The sequence below is a fragment of the Candidatus Omnitrophota bacterium genome, assembly GCA_021735655.1.
In the GTDB taxonomy this organism is placed as follows: Bacteria; Omnitrophota; Gorgyraeia; order Duberdicusellales; family 4484-171; genus JAHKAJ01.
Genome location: JAIPGM010000001.1, coordinates 228291 through 245537 on the forward strand (window position 1 = coordinate 228291; position 17247 = coordinate 245537).

The window sequence follows — 17247 nt, forward strand, 5'->3', positions numbered from 1 at the left end:
CATAGATAGGATTTTGTTTATAGCATTATCCTTTTTTTACGTCTTGCCTTTTAAAATGAAGAAAAACTATACAGTATCATTTATCGAAAGCGACAGTATGTGGCCGGTCTTGAGGCCTTCAGATAAGGTATTGATTAAGGCAGTATCTTCTGCTTCGTTAAGAGTAGGAGATATTATTGTTTATCGGAAAAAAGAATTTTCGGTTGCCCACCGGATTGTCCGAGTAGTTAATAATAAGGGGTTTTCCACTTATTGGACCAGAGGTGACTTTAATTATAAGCTCGATCAGGTTTCTACTGAAAATATAATTGGTAAAATAGCTGGAGTTTATCGTGATGGCCACCTAAAGCCAGTAAGAGGTCCTGGGTGCTGCTGGCTGTTTTTTATTGTGTTTTTAGGGAAAGAGGCTTCAACCAGGGTTTTGGAAGGAATATATTCTCTTGGGTTTTTTCGTAGTTGGATTAAAAGATTGTTTCCTTTAAAGGTTTCTTATGTCGTGGTGGGGGACATAAAAAGCAATGATGATTTTAAAAGCTTTTATCATCGGTCATTTGATTCTTTATGTGAAGGTGGAACTCAGACAGGAATTATGGCTTTGTTTAAGGGTAAGCCCATAGGTAAACTTTGGATTTTAATTGACAAAGAAGGCAGCTTTTTTTTCTATGGTCCTTATGTAAGGTTGCTTTACCGTGTGAGGGGAGTTGCTGGAGGATTGATTAAGCAAGCTGTGTGCTATCTTGAAGGCTCTGGTTTAAAAAGGTCTAAAGTGTATGCTTTTACAGGAGGTAGCCGAATCCTGCTCAACTGCTTTAGCCGAGAGGAAATAGAAGCTAGAGGAGATTTTCCAGATAAACTTTAGAAGAATTAAAAATGGAACAATTTGACTGTGTTTTAATCCATCATTCCGGGCCGGGCCCTAATGCTAAGCATATTGCTCCTAATGTCTCGATGGGTGTATTTGCTTTGGCAGATATTTTGCAGAGAAACGGCTACAGGACTGAAATAATTCATTTAGGCATAGAAGAATATCTTGATAATAGTTTTTCTTTGGCCAGATATTTAAGAGTTAAAAAGCCATTATTGGTTGGAGTTACTTTGCATTGGCATTTACAATGCTCTAAAACCGTAGGCTTAGTTAGAAGTATAAAAAAAATAGTTCCTGGCGTTAAAGTTATTTTAGGAGGTTATACGGCAAGCTTTTTTGCCGATCAAATAATGCCTGAAGTTAAGGAAGTTGATTTTATTATTAGAGGTGATGCTGAGAAACCTCTGCTGGAGTTGATGCGACAGTTAAAAGACGGCCATTTTGACTTAAGTTCTGTGCCGAATCTTACTTGGCGTAGAGCCAAAAAGGTAATACATAACAAGCAGAGTTATGTAGCAAAAAAGGAGGATCTTGATCAGTTAAATTTCTCTAATTTTAAACTTATGAAAAATAGTCAGTTTTATTTAGGTTCATTAGCTAAAATTTACCAGTCAGTGCAGGATACAGAAACATACAATCTTCTTAAACTGAATCCTTTTTATCTTTCTGTTGGTCGAGGCTGTCGGTTTAATTGTCTGTTTTGCGGTGGATCGGCAATGGCGCAGAAATTAATTAACAACCGAAATAATTTAGTTTTTCGTTCTTCCAAAAAAGTCATCTCTACCATTAAAGACGCTTTTCGAGAAGGAGTAGATACTTTTTGTATTTGTTTTGATCCTAATCTTGACAAATCTTATTATTTTGATTTATTTCAGTCTATCCGCAAAAATAGAATAAAAATTTCAATGATGTTTGATTGTTGGTCTTTGCCATCATTTGAGTTCATTGATGCATTTGCTAAGACTTTTCAAGATGGAAAACATAGTAGCTTAGCCTTATCTCCAGAAACCGGTTCTGAGCGCTTACGAAAAAAGTATAAAGGTTCATTCCATACTAACCAGGAATACTTTGAGGTATTTCGTTATTTACGGGCAAAAGGCATAAAATGTGTTGTGCAGTTTGGCTATATATTTCCGGGTGAAAGCATGGTAGATTTTAAGAAGACTAGTGACTTCATTGAAACCACCAATGAAATTTTTAAAGGACGAGTGCTTGTAATTATAAATAAATGCGTGATTGACCCGGCTTCTTTGTTTTATATGTTTCCGAAAAAGTATAAAATAACCAGAAAAGCGGTTAGCTTCTCTGATTATTGTAGATTAGATCCCTGGAAGAGCTATTCTTTTTTTCCCGCCCAGCAAAAGAAAATGAAAGCTGTTTTAAAGATGTGGCAAAAGGTTGAGGCTCTTCAGTTATTGGATATTGCTGATCCGATCTGACCGCGTTTTAAAGGCGCTTTTAAAAAATCATCTTGAAAATGTGTTTTATAAGTCTATAGGGTATATAGAAAATTCTTAGGTGGTATTTTCTAGCTGTTGTTACACAACGTTGGGGCAGAGAATAATACTTAGCAAATTGTTCCTGTGGTACGGTTAAAATGTATTTTAAGGGGTAGCTTATGGTGTCGTAATAGATAAATTGACAGAGGGTGTAGATATAAGGTAGATTTTCCATTCTTACTGGGGTGTAGGTAAAGCGCTGCACGATAGAAGATATTAAATATTTTTGCCAACCAGGCACTTTAAGTTTTTTCAGGAAAAATTTAAGGTCGACATCCAAAACGAATTGCATTTGATATAATAGAAGGTAGAGGCTTGCTTTGGCTTTTTCTTGTTCAGCTGCCTTTAAGATATATTCCCAGTTAAGATTTTCCTCTTTTAGGATAATCCCCAAGTCACAAATGTATTTTAAATTAAGTATTTTTCCGAACCGTCGCTGATGTAAGGCAAGGCTTAGAATAGTGTCTTCGGCGCTTAAAGCTCTAAAGGAGTATCCTGGGCCTTGGATTAGGCGCAGGCGATTCCATGCATCAGGCAATACTTTTTGCTTAAAGCGATTGCAATCTAAAGCCCAGTGCAGTTCGACTAGTGTAGCTTGGCCATTAGTTTCTTTAGTGAAAGAGAGGTGACATTGGTGCTTTCGCCAGTAAGCTTCGTCAGATCCGAGAAATTCCTTTTTATAGCCCATGGCCAGAAGAAGAAAAGTTGCTTTTTCAAAGTTTTTTTCAGTGGTGAACAGGTCTATGTCTGATGAAGGACGTATCCCAAAATGCTTGTAGTATTTATCAGGCAAAGAAAAGCCCTTAATCGGAATAATTAGGGTATCGGATTTTTCCGCTTCTTTGAGTATATTTGATAATTCAATACATAGATTTTCATGGTTAAAAATTTTTAAGCAATAAAACTTTTTATAAAGTTGTTCAAAGCCTTTCGGTATCGGGTATGAATTTTCTTTAAGTATAACCTGAAGAAAGTGAGGTAGCTCATGGTAAAAAATAGCATAACCTAGGTTTTTTCCGTGTATGTTTTCTGCTTTGAGGCTTTTTAGGAGTAGATCACGTTGGTTTCCATAGACTATTTCCTTCGCTAGGTATTTGATTATTTTTTCTTCAGTTTTCATCTTGTAGTAATTAAACTTAGTATTATAAAAATAAAGGATAAATGGTTTTGCCCGGGCATTCTTCCGGACAGGATTTTCCTTTACGAAAGGTCCGGTATTTTTCTCCATACCATATATCCTTAAAAGATAACTTATTTATATTTCCGAGTGATTTTTTTTCGGCATAAACACAACCTAAGACTTCACCTTCTAAAGTTATAACTGATTGAACCCAAGACAGATAGCAGGGTTTTTGTTTAGTCTGGCTTTGAATTTTCTGAGGTATTTTGTTACCACTGGCAAAATTTAAGAAACTTTTAATATTGTTGGGAATTTTTATCTTACTGGAAATGCTTGAGATTTTTTCCACGAATTCTTCCTGCTCAGACTCCGGAGGAATAAGTCTTTTATTTAGTTCCGGAGTCATAAGTAGAGGTTTAAACAGCAGCTTATCTGCCGATAATTTCTGGCTAAGAGCGATCATCTCGGCAGCATTGTGGTAATTAAGATTAGATATTACGTTTACCAGAAACAAGAGAGGGTATCGTTTTTTGCCTTTTAGGGACTTTATCAGGAAGAGATTGTTTAATAAAGTATTGAAATCTTTTTTGTTTCTGGAGGGCCTGATCCTTTGGAAAGTTTCAGCATCCGCGCAATGAAGACTTACCAGAATTTTTTTTACACCCTTTTCTATTAGCTTGGCTATATTAGTTTTATCAAGATAAAAGGCATTGGTCATTAGCTCAACATTGATTTTTTGCTCACCGGCTATGCTTATAAGTTTAAACAGATCGGGATGCATTAGTGGTTCACCTTCTCCGGTAAATAAAATAGTGTTTACCTGAAGGGTTTTTAATTGCTTAACCAGGGCAGAAAATGTATCACAGGAGATATGCTGATCCGGTTTTTTTTTGGATATCGCCCCTGAATGATACCAACACATTTCGCAAGCCATGTCGCATTTATTGGTTATATCAAGAGTTATCTTAAGCGGTCCGGTAAAAGCTCTGCTTCGGGAAAGTATTCCTAGGAGGCGGAGCATATTGTGAGAATTTGAAAGATAGTGTAGATTGTTTTTTAACGAAAACATAAGGTGATGTAATATGAGTACAATTAAAAATTATTATATCATTTTTAGCCCCGTAAAGACAGGGTTTTGAAGGGGATTTCTAGGCTTAAGACAGGCTATTGTGTTATGGTCATTAAGTATATATAATATATATTCCCAGGTAGATACACTAGTATTTTTCATAATAGTGCTAATTTTAAAGTTTTTAGTAGAATCTAACAAAGAGCTTGAGTATTTATGAGCAAACCTTTATTATCGGTGATTATCCCAGCTTTTAACGCCGAAATTTACATTGAAAAATGTTTGCAACCATTGATTAAGAATCTGTCTGATGGTTTAGAAGTAATTGTTGTCGATAATGGGTCAGTTGATAAAACAGCAGCTATTGTAACTGAGGGATACCCTCAGGTAACTTTGTTGAAAAATCAGGAAAATCTCGGTGCTTGTAGGGCTAGGAATCAAGCTATCGAAGTCTCATCTGGAGAATGGGTTTTGACTCTTGATTGTGATGTGGTTTTGGAAGATGACTTTATTTTAAAAGTATCTCAGTTGATAGATGATCTGCCGTCTGATCGTATTGGAATAATCCAGCCAAAAATATTGCAAGCTGACAAAAAAACTATTGATTCCTGTGGAATCCATCTTTCCTGGTTGAGGAGATTCTATGATCTTGGGAAGGGGAAAACTGACTCCGGCCAATTCAATGAATCTATCTATGTTTTCGGCGCCTGCTCAGCCTGCGCTCTTTATCGGCGGACGATGCTTGAGGATTTAAAAGAAAGTGGAGAATACTTTGATCAAAAGTTCTTTTTTTTAGTGGAAGATGTGGACTTGGCCTGGCGAGCAAATAATAGGCAGTGGCAATCATTCTTTTTTCCTTTTATTTCTTGTTGTCATATCGGAAAAAGTTCAGGTTTTCCTAAGAAATTCCGGCAGTATCTTTGTTTTCGCAATCGCTACTACACAATAGCTAAAAACGAGGGGTTGGGTAGGTATGCCGGAAAAATTTTACCTGTGATTATATATGATTTTCCTAGGTTGGTTTATTTGGCTTTAACTAATAAATATTTCTGGACTAGAAAATTGTGAAAACCGAAAACGGAATTACAAACCGGCGTGATTTTTGGATAAAGATTTCTCTGTTCTTTTTTGCTCTTTTTCTGCTTAGGGTATATGGTCTTAGCCGGCATGAGTTTTGGTATGATGAAATATACTCGGTTGATTTTGCCCGTTCTCCCTTGCTCAGTTGGAACGCCCCTCTTTATTGGATTATTATTCATTTTTGGTCAAAGTTATTTGGTTTGTCTGAATTCAGCCTGCGTTTTCCTTCTGCTATTTTTAGTCTGGCTACTTGCGTAGGGACCTATGTTTTGGGAAAGATGATATTTAGCCGGAGGATCGGGCTTTTGTCAGCTTTGATCATTGGCTTGTCACCTTTCCACCTCTGGTATGCTCAGGAAGCCAGGAATTACAGCCTGGTAACTTTTTTGGGAATATTTTCTTCTTATTTATTTTTTCGGGCTCTTAATGAGAGAAAAACAATATTTTGGGTTTACTTTGTAGTAATTTCTTTGCTTGGCGTGTACACAAACTACTTTTATTTGTTTTTGTTGTTTTTTCAAGGGGTCTATTTTGTTTGCTTCCGGGGGGTCAGATTCAAGCTTAAAGAAATATGGCCTTTTTTAATAGTTCTTGCCGGATTTATGTTTTATTTTCCGGGATTTATCAGTAAGTTTGCTTTTGTAAAATTAGGTTTTTGGGTGCCTAAGCCAGAGCTTGGGGCACTACTTATTAGTTTTGAGAATTTTCTTTTGGGTTATAGCGGAAACAGATTTTTTTATCTAGTGGCTAGTTTAATAACTTTAGTTTGTATTGGTGCGTTATTATATAAAGTAATAAAGGATAAGGCTATTTGCCAGGGGGTATTTTTTTGTTTTTGTTTATCGTTTGCTCCGATATTATTGATATTTTTGTTTTCCAGTATTTTTTTCTCAATTTATTTAGATCGGGGCCTGATGTTGTTCAGTCCTTATTTTTATATTCTTCTTTCTTTGGGATTGTTTTATTTGGTTCGACGCTGGAGAATCATTGTTTTTATTTCTCTTGTTTTTTTACAGATAGTTGCTATTTTCGGATTTTATCAGGATCGGATGTATCCGCCGCTTAAGCATCATATCGGAACTTATCTTAAAAAACCGGTTAAACCGGCCATAACTTTTCTTGAGGACAATGTCCGAGAGGGTGATATTGTTGCTTATACTAATCCTTCGGCCATACGTTCTATGGAATATTATAGCCAGCGGAGATTAGCTGATTTTTATATGTTTTTTGATCCGAGCTTGTCGGAATCATCTTGGCAAAGGCCTATCCAGGAAACAGCCACTATAGTTCCATATAATAAAATAAGAGGCTTACCTGCTGAACGTATTTGGGTTATTTTTAATGATTGGGGTAGAACCGGTGGCTTGGATGAACATTCAAAAATAGTAAAGGATTGGATGGATGAAAATCTTACCTTGAAAACTTCCCGGGAATTTGATGGCTTGTGGGTATTGGAGTATACAAAGAAAGTCATTAGCCCATAGTAGGCCTGTGTTTTGTTGATGATTTAGCTGGGGTTATGATAAAATATGTAGACTAATGAGAATTACTGTATTAAACGAGACTCATTTACAGCAAAAGCTTAACCGAAAACAATGAAAGCCTTATCTAGCAAGAAGCATTTTATAGTAATTTCATTGATAATGATTTTGTCTTTTCATTTTATAAATAACTTTATATGGCTGGCAATTGACGATACTCCGGACGGGGTTGACACTGCTTGGCATTTGATAGAGGCCGCAAAATTCCAGATATTGTTTAGGGGGATATCAGAATCCAAACAATCGTTATTTAGTAAGATAAAACAAATGTTTTATACGTTTAGAGAAGGGAGCGGCCATATAGCTTGGCCGCCACTTATCTATCTTATTTCTTGGTTATTGGTCCCTTCTCACTTTTCGCTTTTTTCAATCAGGCTGTATGTAGATTTTTTATTTTTTTCCTTGTTGATAATTTCTGTATATTTTTTAGGGAAGAAGATTTTTAACAAAAAGACTGGTTTGCTGGCTGCTTTTTTGATAAGTTTTTATCCTTCTGTTTATTTTTCTTCTCGGCAATTTGGACTAGACCTACCGTTGACAACTTTCACGGCTTTGTGTACTTGTTTTATTTTGTATTCTGAGAGTTTTTCCCGGAGAGGCTACTCTTTGTTGTTTGGCTTAAGTCTGGGCCTCGCGACTTGGGCTAAGCTGCAGATAGCTTTTTTCCTGCTGGTGCCATTATGCTGGGAAACTTTTAAAATATTTTCTAAAGCTGTGGAAAAAAAATCCAAATCATTGTTTAACTTGATTCTTAGCTTGGCGGTAACATTTATTTTATTTTGGGTATATTGGGGTTCTAAGCTTCAATCAGCCTGGGTAAGCTTTTGTGAGTACGCTACGTTTCTTTATCCTTCTTTTAAGAACAATTTGTTTATTTTAAGCGAACCGGAAATACCGATATTTAGTATAAGTAATATGTTTTTTTACCCGTCTCAGATGCTAAACTACACATCTTGGGTTCTTTTTGCCTTATTCGTAATTGCCTTGATATTATCCTGGCGATACAAAATGAAACGAAGAGGCTTCTTCTTAGCAAGTTTGATTGTGCCTTATCTTATTTATACTTTTATATCTATGAAATGGGCACGTTACACATTGCCGTTTCTTGTATTCATTGCTTTAATTTCTGCTTGGTCAATTGATAGTCTTAGGCGTAAATACTTAAAGAAATTTATGTTGAGGGGAATAATTATTTATTGCCTAGGAGTTTTTTTCATAATATCTTGGGTAATTCCTTACAATAAAACACCTTTTTTCTGCGGAGATTTTTTCGGGTATCATCTTCCTTATTTTCGTCCGCCGGCTTTTGATGCTTACGCTGAAACAGTTAGCGAGAAAGGAATCATTAACGACATTAAGGGTAAAATCAGCGGTAGCGAGGAAGTAACCATAAGCTATAATAATCACGGAGCCCGCACAGTGCTCGTTTTTTACGACATTTTTAGTGACTATATTTTGTCTGGTAAAATAAACTTACGAAGGGACGATGAGCTAAGTTTTTCTGATGCCGACTATATAGTTTTAGGAAATCAGGATTGGTTTGAAAAAAAAGATATTCTAAAAAAATATAAGGTTTTGTCTAAGTTGAAAGAAGAAACAGTTTTGTTTAAGGAGTAAGCAGTAGATTATGTTTTTGTTTCTTTCGTTGTTGCCTTTAATGGTTGTGTTTTATTGGTTCGGCCTGCCCCGAAAGTGGCGAAGCTTATTTTTATTTGCAATGAGCCTTGTGTTTGCCGCGTCCATTAGCTTAAGGTATACGTTCTATTTTCTTTTCAATATAGTGATAGTTTATGTCGGCGGAGCCTCAATGCGTAAAACCGACAAAAGAAAAAAAATTATTCTTAAATTGTTATTAGTTTGGCTGGTTGGTAATATCTGCTTTTTCAAATACATTGGTCTACTAGCTGTTAGCATGTCGAGGATATCTTGGTTTGCATCAATGCCAAAAATACCAATGCCGGGGATAGTTTTACCTTTAGGAATTTCTTATATAATATTCAGGCTCATACATTACATTGTTGAGGTTTATAGAAGGAATATGCCCGAGAGTTCCTTTAGTGATTTCGGACTATATATTTTATTCTTTCCGACATTTTTAGCTGGTCCGGTTGAAAGATTTCATAATTTTCATTCCCAAACTAGAGCCCAGAAAAGTATTTCCGCGGGCACCAGCCTTGGCGATATCAATTACGGATTATTTCGCATTATTTGCGGTATGGTTAAGAAATTCATTATCGGCGATAGTTTAGCAAGATTGATAATGCCGTTGCTTAATTCACCGCAGAATTATTCGCGTTTGCTGGTGTTGGTGTCTATATACGGTTTAGCTGTACGAATCTATATGGATTTCTCAGGTTATACTGACATGGCTATTGGAATAGCTAGATTGTTTGGATACCGGATTGTTGAGAATTTTAAAAAGCCCTTTTTTCAAAAAAATATAGCTTTATTTTGGAGAAATTGGCATATATCAGTGTATACCTGGATAAGAGATTATTTCTTTTTTCCATTTTTCGGCCATCGGGCTTCCAGTGTAAAAGTTTATGCTGGCGTGTTTTTTTCTATGCTTGTATTTATGTTATGGCACGGAGGAAACTTTAATTTTTTTATTTTAGGAATTTATCATGGCTTGGGTCTTTTAACCTGGTATGGGTTTCAGGAGATAAAAAGAAAACATCCTGCGATTCGTCGCTTGACCGTCAAGCCTTATCTGGACCCGTTGGCTATTTTTTTTACATTTAGTTTTGTAAGTTTCGGTTTTATTGTTTTCGCTTTGGACATTAATTGTGCAAAGGCTATTTTACAAAGAGTATTTTTTGTTTAGCTAAAAAAAGGAGTCACAATTGAAGGACAAAATAAGAAACTTTATCATTAGCAATTTTATGTTTGATGAGGGTAGTTTAGGAGATGATGATTTACTATTTGAGACAGGGATCATAGATTCTATGGGATTTATCAAACTGCTCGCTTTCATTGATAAGACATTTAATCTATCTATGGATATGAGTGAAATAAGCATCGATAATTTTAATACTTTAAACAATATTGTTAAGAGCTTAGAGCGTAAGATTAATAGGTAATTATTTTATAAAAAGGAGATTCGGAATATGAATTTTTCCTGGAGTAAAAATCAAGAAGAACTCAAAAGGGCGGCAACAAAATTTGCGGCGGCCAAACTCAATGATGATATTATTCAAAGGGACAAGAACGGTAAATTTTCCTTAGACGGCTGGAAGGCCTGCGCTGACTTTGGTCTCCAGGGCATGTTAATGCCCAAAAAGTATGGTGGATTGGGATTTGGGTTACTTGATATAGTAGCTATCTTGGAAGGTATAGGCTACGGATGTAAAGATAATGGACTTATATTTTCAATCAATGCCCATATTTGGGGGGCAGAGGCGCCGATTTATCATTTTGGTACAGAAACCCAGAAGAAAAAATTACTTCCCGGTTTTTGTAACGGTAGCTTAATTGGGGCAAATGCAATGACTGAACCCGGTTCAGGTTCGGATGTCTATTCCCTTAGAACTACCGCTGTTAAAAAGAATAATTATTACACTTTGAACGGAACCAAGATCTTTGTCACCAATGCCCCTTTGGCTGATATATTTATTGTTTACGCTCGTACCGCTAAGTCTCGAGGATTCTCCGGTTTATCTTGCTTTTTAGTCGAGAAAGGTACCAAGGGATTAGTTATAGGTGAAAATTTCGAAAAAATGGGGCTTAGGACCAGTCCGATGTCGGAAGTGATTTTTAATAATTGTAAGATACCGAAAAACAATTTAGTCGGTCAAAAAGGTTCAGGAGCCTTGGTTTTTAATGATAGCATGGAATGGGAAAGGGTTTTTATTTTAGCTAATTGTGTAGGTATTATGGATCGCCAGCTGAAATATTGCATAGAATACGCAAATTCCAGAAAGTTGGATACCAAGCCAATCGGTAAATACCAATCCGTAGCCAATAAGATTGTAGATATCCAGTCGAACCTTGAAGTAAGCCGCTTGCTTCTTCATAAGGCCGCTTGGCTTAAGAGCTGCAAAGAATCGGCATCAATGGCTTCAGCAATGACAAAATTGTATCTTAGCGAAGCTTATATTAAAAGTATTCGCTGTGTCATGGATATCTTTGGTGGATATGGATATATGACTGAGTATGAATTGGAGCGCGAATTGAGAGATGCTCTAGCGAGCACTGCCTATTCGGGAACATCGCAGATACAAAAAAATATCATTGCCGGTCTTAGCGGATTATAATATGGAATACCGATTACCGACATTATTGCGGCAAAGCGCAAAGAGTCAACCTTTTAAAGTTGCCATTAGACAGGGCGAAGAAGAACTTTCATATGAAGATTTGAATTTGTTGAGTGATAAGTTGGCCTCTTGCTTAGTCGATAAAGGCCTAAAGGTTGGCGACAGAGTAGGAATATATATAGATAAATCGATTGATGCTGTTATTGCTATATTTGGTATTTTAAAATCGGGCGGTTGTTATGTTTCTTTGGATCCTTTGGATAATTCCCGGAGGCAGACCTTAATTGTTAAGGATTGTTCATTGAAATATTTGATTTCTTCTTCAAAAAAGTTACCATCTCTGGTTAAAATAATACGCGGTATAGATAGTCTAGAGTATATATTTGTAGTTGACGCCAACAAAAAAGAAAGTAGCAGGGATTGGTGCGACATTAAGATGGTTTTTAAAAAGGAGATATTTAATTCAGATGTTAGCATTTCCCCAAGGTCGAGAAGATTAAAAGACAACAACTCGGCATATATACTTTATACTTCTGGTTCAACCGGAAAACCCAGAGGAGTAGAGATTAGTCATCGGGCTTCACTTGCTTTCATAAATTGGGCCAATAAGTATTTTAATATTACTAAAGCCGACATTGTGGCGGCTCAGTCTCCGTTTCATTTCGACCTTTCCATTTTTGATATTTTCGTCAGCATAAAGGCCGGCGCGACCATTTGTATTGTTCCTCAGTCTTTATCAATTTTTCCTAAATCTTTGGCAGATTTTATCGAGAGCCAGAAAATTAGCACTTGGTATTCTACACCTTCGGTTTTAATCAAGCTTCTTTACTACGGTAATCTTCAGAAAAGGAATTTATCAGCCCTAAAAAGAATTATTTTCGCCGGTGAGGTATTTCCCCCAAAGCATCTGCATAAGCTAATGAAGATATTGCCGGGAGCTAAATACTATAATTTATACGGACCTACCGAAACGAATGTCTGTACTTGTTATTTTTTAAAGCGTATTCCTAAGGTAGATAAACCGATCCCGATAGGGTGTCCTTGTCGCGGCCAATATATTTTCATAGTTGATAAGGCTGGCAATCTTGTTAAAAACGGTCAATCGGGCGAATTATGTGTTAGCGGACCCACACTTATGCAGGGATACTGGAATAATTCTCAGGCAACCGAGAAAGCTATGATTAAGCTCAATTTTTTAAATAAAGCCAGTAAGGTATATAGAACTGGTGATTTGGCCAAAATTAGAAAAAACGGAGATATTCTTTATTGTGGCCGTAATGATGAAATGTTAAAGGTAAGGGGATATCGGGTTGAGCCGGCTGAAATTGAAGCAGTTTTGCATTCATGTCCGGGAATAAAAGAAGCAGCTGTGGTAGGAGTCTCAGCTGATGCAGCTGGGGACAGAATCAAAGCCGTGATTAGCCTAAAAACTAACTATTCTGTTTCTGAGAGTAAGGTAAAGCTTTTTTGTTCCAGGCAGTTGCCTTCCTATATGGTTCCTGCGGAAATATTTTTTAAAAAGTCGTTACCTCGGCTTTCTACCGGAAAAATTGATAGGAAGAAATTGAAAACAATTCGAAGATGAAAAAAAACCATAAAACACTCATGGTAACAATTGTTCTCTGTGGTATTATATTTATAATCAGCTATATTTTATATTTTTTTATAAAGCCTCCGCTTGAATTTATATATCAACAATTCTAGGATGGCGAATCTTTTTTAAAGGCATGCTATTATGAAGGATTACAATAAGGAGTCTCTTTTTACTGCAGCTGGAAAGTTTATTTTTGGCACAGGTATCATCTTTTTACTGCTTTTTTTATTTTATCAGAAGTCATTAATTCTGTCTTTAGATCCTAATCCAAATTTGTCTGAAATTACAGTTGAGAAAATAAAACTTACCAGGCTTTATTTATTATCGATATCTTTGGTGTTGATTTTCATATCAGGGGCAGCAAAGATGTTGCCGGTTTTTAACCGTTATATAAATCGAATAATGGCAATTAAACCAGTGCGGTATTTTTTGTTGATAATGCTGCCGATAGTTATTTTCGAACTATACTTTCAACCTTTAGCTTTGCAAAAACCGACAATTTTAATGCGGGATGATGATTTAATCTGGAAATTACGGCCAAATAGCGAATCTATATGGGCTGAAGCGATAGTAAAGATAAATTCCAAAGGCTTAAGGGGTCCCGAGTTAGATTACGCTAAACCGGCTGATACAAAAAGAATCCTTTATTTGGGCGATTCTATAACTTTTGGTTTTAGCTTGAAAAGCTACGATCAAACATTTCCCTGTCAGGTTGAGGAAATTTTAGAGGAAGATAATAATAGAAAAGTTGAAACAATAAATGCCGGTGTGGGCGGTTATTCTCCCTGGCAGGAATATATCTATTTATCAAAAGAAGGTATTAACTATGATCCGGATTTAGTTGTAGTCGCTTTTACCTTAACCGATGTTAGTGAGAAGCTTGGCTTGAGACGATTCGGCGGCGACAGCGAAGGGGCTCAGCTGGCAGCTTCGGCTATTACGATATTTGATTGGTTAAGTAACAAAAGCCGCATTTTATATTTCATAAAGGAGGCGGTTACTAACCTAAGATTCAACGGCGATATTGAAAAAATGGTACCGGTTGAAGAAGGGCTTAAAATTACCCAGCTAATAGATGAAGCAAACGATCCGGACATTAAAAATGCATGGGAGATTACCTTAAATAATCTTGGTAAAATATTCGATTTTTGTAAAAGTGGAAATGTCCCGGTAATATTAGTTATTTTTCCGGTAGCGTCTCAATTTGATGATGTTGAGAACATGTCAGGGCCACAACTTTTTGTGAGCAGGTTTGCTAGTAAAAAAAATGTTCTGTCATTGGACTTGCTGCCTTTGTTATCTCAGAGAGTCAAAAATAAAAAAGTAGACCTAGAAGATTATTTTTTGGGTCCACTTCACTTATCAGCTGAGGGAAATAAGGTAGTTGCTGAATTAATAGCTGACTTTATTAAGGAAAGTAATATTTTATATTTTTGACTTTTATCAAAATGAGTAAAACCTTAAATATTGAAGATTTGGATAGGGCTGTACTTAGGAAATTGGAAACTCTGCAGAGTATTTTTTCTGATATGGGAAGTGCTTTAATAGCCTATTCCGGAGGTGTAGATAGCACGCTTTTAACCAAGGTGGCCAAGGATGTTCTAAAAAGTAAGGCGGTTGCTGTGACTTCAGAGTCAGAAACTTATCCTTTACGGGAATCAAGGCAGGCTAAGGAATTGGCAAGGCAGCTGGGAATAAGGCATATTATTATTAATACCCGTGAACTAGATAATGAAGAGTTTTCTAAAAATTCACCTCAAAGATGTTATTTTTGCAAAAAAGAATTGTTTTCCAGACTTTTGGATTTAGCAAAACAGCATAGTTTAGATTATGTTGTTGAGGGCTCAAATCACGACGATCGGTCTGATTATCGGCCGGGCCTAAAGGCAATAGAGGAACTAGGCATAAGAAGTCCTTTAAAAGAAGCCGAGCTAACCAAGAAAGAAATCAGAATACTTTCGAAGATGTTCGGTTTAAGCTCTTGGAATAAACCGTCTTTTGCCTGCCTATCTTCAAGATTCCCTTACGGAACTAAAATAACCAAAGATGGATTAATAAAGGTTGATCGGGCTGAGGGGGTGTTGCTTAAATTTGGCTTTAGCCAGTTAAGAGTAAGAATACATGGGCCAATAGCAAGGATAGAGGTTCCCAAGGAAGATATTTCTTTATTTTTTAAGGCTGGTTTGTCAGACAGAGTTGTTGAAGAATTTAAAAAAATCGGTTTTTTCTATGTAACTTTAGATTTGGCAGGTTATGAAACTGGCAGTATGAATAAGCTGCTTAAGAGCGAGGATAAATTTGGATACTAAAAGACTAAAAAAATTACTTCAGGATATAAAATCGGGCAAAAAAAATGTAGCCTCAGCTATGCGGGCATTAAAGTCTCTACCTTTTGAGGATTTAGGTTTTGCTAAGGTGGATACTCATAGAGATTTACGTTGTGGATTCTCAGAAGTCGTATTCTGTCAGGGGAAAACTTTAAACCAAGTAACAACTATCGTTAAAAAACTTTCCTTGGTTAACTCTTGTGTTTTGGCAACTAAAGCCGATAAAAAGGTTTATAGGGCTATAAAACGAATCAGAAAGAATGCTGTTTATTATGAACAGGCAAAAATAGTAGTTATTGGAAAAAATAAAAAGTTAAAGTCAGAAAAAACTATTTTGGTTGTCAGTGCCGGTACTTCGGATATTCCAGTAGCCGAAGAAGCCGCGGTTACAGCCATGGTTTTAGGCAATAAAGTTCAAAAGGTATATGATGTGGGGGTCGCCGGTGTACACCGGTTGCTTAAACATAAACAAAAACTGTTTAAAGCCAGTGTGATTATAGTTGTTGCCGGAATGGAGGGGGCCTTGGCAAGTATAGTCGGAGGGTTGGTGGATAAGCCGGTTATAGCTGTTCCTACCAGTGTGGGTTATGGAGCAAGCTTTAAGGGACTTTCGGCATTACTTACTATGCTTAATTGCTGTGCTCCGGGAATTACAGTGGTAAATATAGATAATGGATTTGGGGCAGGGTACGCTGCTAGTATAATAAATCGACAATGAAGATAGCTTATTTTGATTGTTTTTGTGGGATAAGTGGGGATATGATTTTGGGGGCATTTTTGGACTGTGGGTTAGATATTGAAGATTTGCGAAAAGAATTGAATAAGTTAAAGTTATCCGATTATCAAATAAAAATTGAGAAAGTAAAAAAAGGTGTTATCTCAGGTACTAAATTCAGCGTTGACATAAAAAAACAAAAAATCGAGCGTAGCTTAAAAGATATCCTTAAGATTATAGGAGAAAGTAATTTGGATGCTGATATAAAAAAATCATCCAGAGAGACATTTGAGTTGTTAGCAAAGGTAGAAGCCGAAATACATAATCAAGATATAGAAAAAATACATTTTCATGAAGTAGGGGCAGTTGATTCTATAGTAGATATAGTGGGAGCTTTTATAGGAATAAAACTTTTAGGTATTGAATGTATTTATTCGTCAAAGATTCATGTCGGGGATGGCTTTGTTAGGTGTCAGCATGGTACTTTGCCTGTTCCTTCGCCGGCCACGATAGCTTTGCTAAAAGGCATTCCGATTTATTCAAAAGGGATAGACTCTGAATTGGTTACGCCTACTGGAGCTTGCATTATAAGGAAAGTTTCTAAAGGGTTCGGTCTCTTACCAGACATGGAGATAAAAAAAATAGGCTATGGCGGAGGAAGAAAAGATTTGTCAATTCCTAATCTTTTAAGAATTTTTATAGGGGAAACCGAGGAGGATAATATATACGATAATGATGAAGTAATACTTATTGAGACAAACATAGATGATATGAGCCCCGAGGCAGTAGGCTATATTTCAGAAAGATTGCTTAGCCGAGATGCTTTGGATGTTTTCACTACTCCAATTTTTATGAAAAAAAACCGGCCGGCAGTAACTTTAAGTATTTTGACCGAACCTAGCAAGCTCGACGACATGCTTTCTTGTTTATTCTCGGAAACAACTACCTTTGGTATAAGGATGCGTGGTTTTAAGCGGAGAAAACTTTTACGCAAGATTGCTATGATTGATACAAAGTTTGGTCCGATTGCGGTTAAAGTTGGCCGGACTAGTGAAGGGATAAAGACTATCGCTCCTGAATATGAATCTTGTAAACAAGTTGCTCAAAAGGAAAATATTCCTTTTAAAAATATATACAGCGAAGTAAAGAAAATAGCTGATCAAGTTTTAAAAGAAACCTAAAGG

General features: G+C 36.4%; 15 protein-coding genes. 13 read left to right on the forward strand and 2 right to left on the reverse strand.

Annotated features, from left to right (window positions below; all coding sequences use genetic code 11):
- Positions 1 to 13: 13 nt before the first annotated feature.
- Positions 14 to 859, forward strand: coding sequence for a signal peptidase I (locus K9L86_00390; GenBank protein MCF7907325.1), 846 nt, complete (start codon positions 14 to 16; stop codon positions 857 to 859).
- An 11-nt stretch (positions 860 to 870) separates the two neighbouring features.
- Entirely contained in the window at positions 871 to 2304 is a 1434-nt protein-coding gene (locus K9L86_00395) for a radical SAM protein (GenBank protein ID MCF7907326.1), read from the forward strand.
- 19 nt (positions 2305 to 2323) lie between these two features.
- Here the strand turns inward: K9L86_00395 and K9L86_00400 are convergent, their stop codons facing one another.
- On the reverse strand, positions 2324 to 3484 hold the full coding sequence (locus K9L86_00400; protein ID MCF7907327.1) for a nucleotidyltransferase family protein: 1161 nt from the start codon (positions 3482 to 3484) through the stop codon (positions 2324 to 2326).
- A gap of 22 nt (positions 3485 to 3506) precedes the next feature.
- Positions 3507 to 4553: a radical SAM protein gene (locus K9L86_00405; protein MCF7907328.1), complete on the reverse strand. Its 1047-nt coding sequence runs from the start codon at positions 4551 to 4553 to the stop codon at positions 3507 to 3509.
- Between the two features lie 216 nt (positions 4554 to 4769).
- Here K9L86_00405 and K9L86_00410 point away from each other — a divergent pair, with 216 nt between their 5' ends.
- From K9L86_00410 to larC, 11 genes are all read left to right on the forward strand, one after another.
- Positions 4770 to 5621 (forward strand): glycosyltransferase family 2 protein, encoded by an 852-nt coding sequence (locus K9L86_00410; GenBank protein MCF7907329.1) that lies wholly within the window; start codon positions 4770 to 4772, stop codon positions 5619 to 5621.
- Positions 5618 to 7117, forward strand: coding sequence for a glycosyltransferase family 39 protein (locus K9L86_00415; protein ID MCF7907330.1), 1500 nt, complete (start codon positions 5618 to 5620; stop codon positions 7115 to 7117). Before K9L86_00410 ends, K9L86_00415 begins: the two co-directional genes overlap by 4 nt.
- A 111-nt stretch (positions 7118 to 7228) precedes the next feature.
- Complete coding sequence (locus tag K9L86_00420) at positions 7229 to 8791, forward strand: glycosyltransferase family 39 protein (protein ID MCF7907331.1); 1563 nt, start codon at positions 7229 to 7231, stop codon at positions 8789 to 8791.
- A 163-nt stretch (positions 8792 to 8954) separates the two neighbouring features.
- Positions 8955 to 9998, forward strand: coding sequence for a hypothetical protein (locus K9L86_00425; GenBank protein ID MCF7907332.1), 1044 nt, complete (start codon positions 8955 to 8957; stop codon positions 9996 to 9998).
- Between the two features lie 19 nt (positions 9999 to 10017).
- Complete coding sequence (locus K9L86_00430) at positions 10018 to 10254, forward strand: acyl carrier protein (GenBank protein ID MCF7907333.1); 237 nt, start codon at positions 10018 to 10020, stop codon at positions 10252 to 10254.
- Positions 10255 to 10281: 27 nt separating this feature from the next.
- Positions 10282 to 11427: an acyl-CoA dehydrogenase family protein gene (locus K9L86_00435; protein ID MCF7907334.1), complete on the forward strand. Its 1146-nt coding sequence runs from the start codon at positions 10282 to 10284 to the stop codon at positions 11425 to 11427.
- Between the two features lies 1 nt (position 11428).
- The gene (locus K9L86_00440) at positions 11429 to 13012 is read left to right on the forward strand and encodes an amino acid adenylation domain-containing protein (GenBank protein ID MCF7907335.1); all 1584 of its coding nucleotides are present in this window, start codon (positions 11429 to 11431) and stop codon (positions 13010 to 13012) included.
- Positions 13013 to 13162: 150 nt separating this feature from the next.
- Entirely contained in the window at positions 13163 to 14458 is a 1296-nt protein-coding gene (locus tag K9L86_00445) for an SGNH/GDSL hydrolase family protein (GenBank protein MCF7907336.1), read from the forward strand.
- 11 nt (positions 14459 to 14469) lie between these two features.
- Positions 14470 to 15330, forward strand: a complete 861-nt coding sequence (larE, locus tag K9L86_00450) for an ATP-dependent sacrificial sulfur transferase LarE (GenBank protein ID MCF7907337.1) — start codon at positions 14470 to 14472, stop codon at positions 15328 to 15330.
- Positions 15320 to 16066, forward strand: coding sequence for a nickel pincer cofactor biosynthesis protein LarB (gene larB, locus K9L86_00455; protein MCF7907338.1), 747 nt, complete (start codon positions 15320 to 15322; stop codon positions 16064 to 16066). The genes larE and larB overlap by 11 nt, the downstream gene beginning before the upstream one ends.
- On the forward strand, positions 16063 to 17244 hold the full coding sequence (larC, locus tag K9L86_00460) for a nickel pincer cofactor biosynthesis protein LarC (protein MCF7907339.1): 1182 nt from the start codon (positions 16063 to 16065) through the stop codon (positions 17242 to 17244). The genes larB and larC overlap by 4 nt, the downstream gene beginning before the upstream one ends.
- The last annotated feature ends 3 nt before the right edge of the window (positions 17245 to 17247 follow it).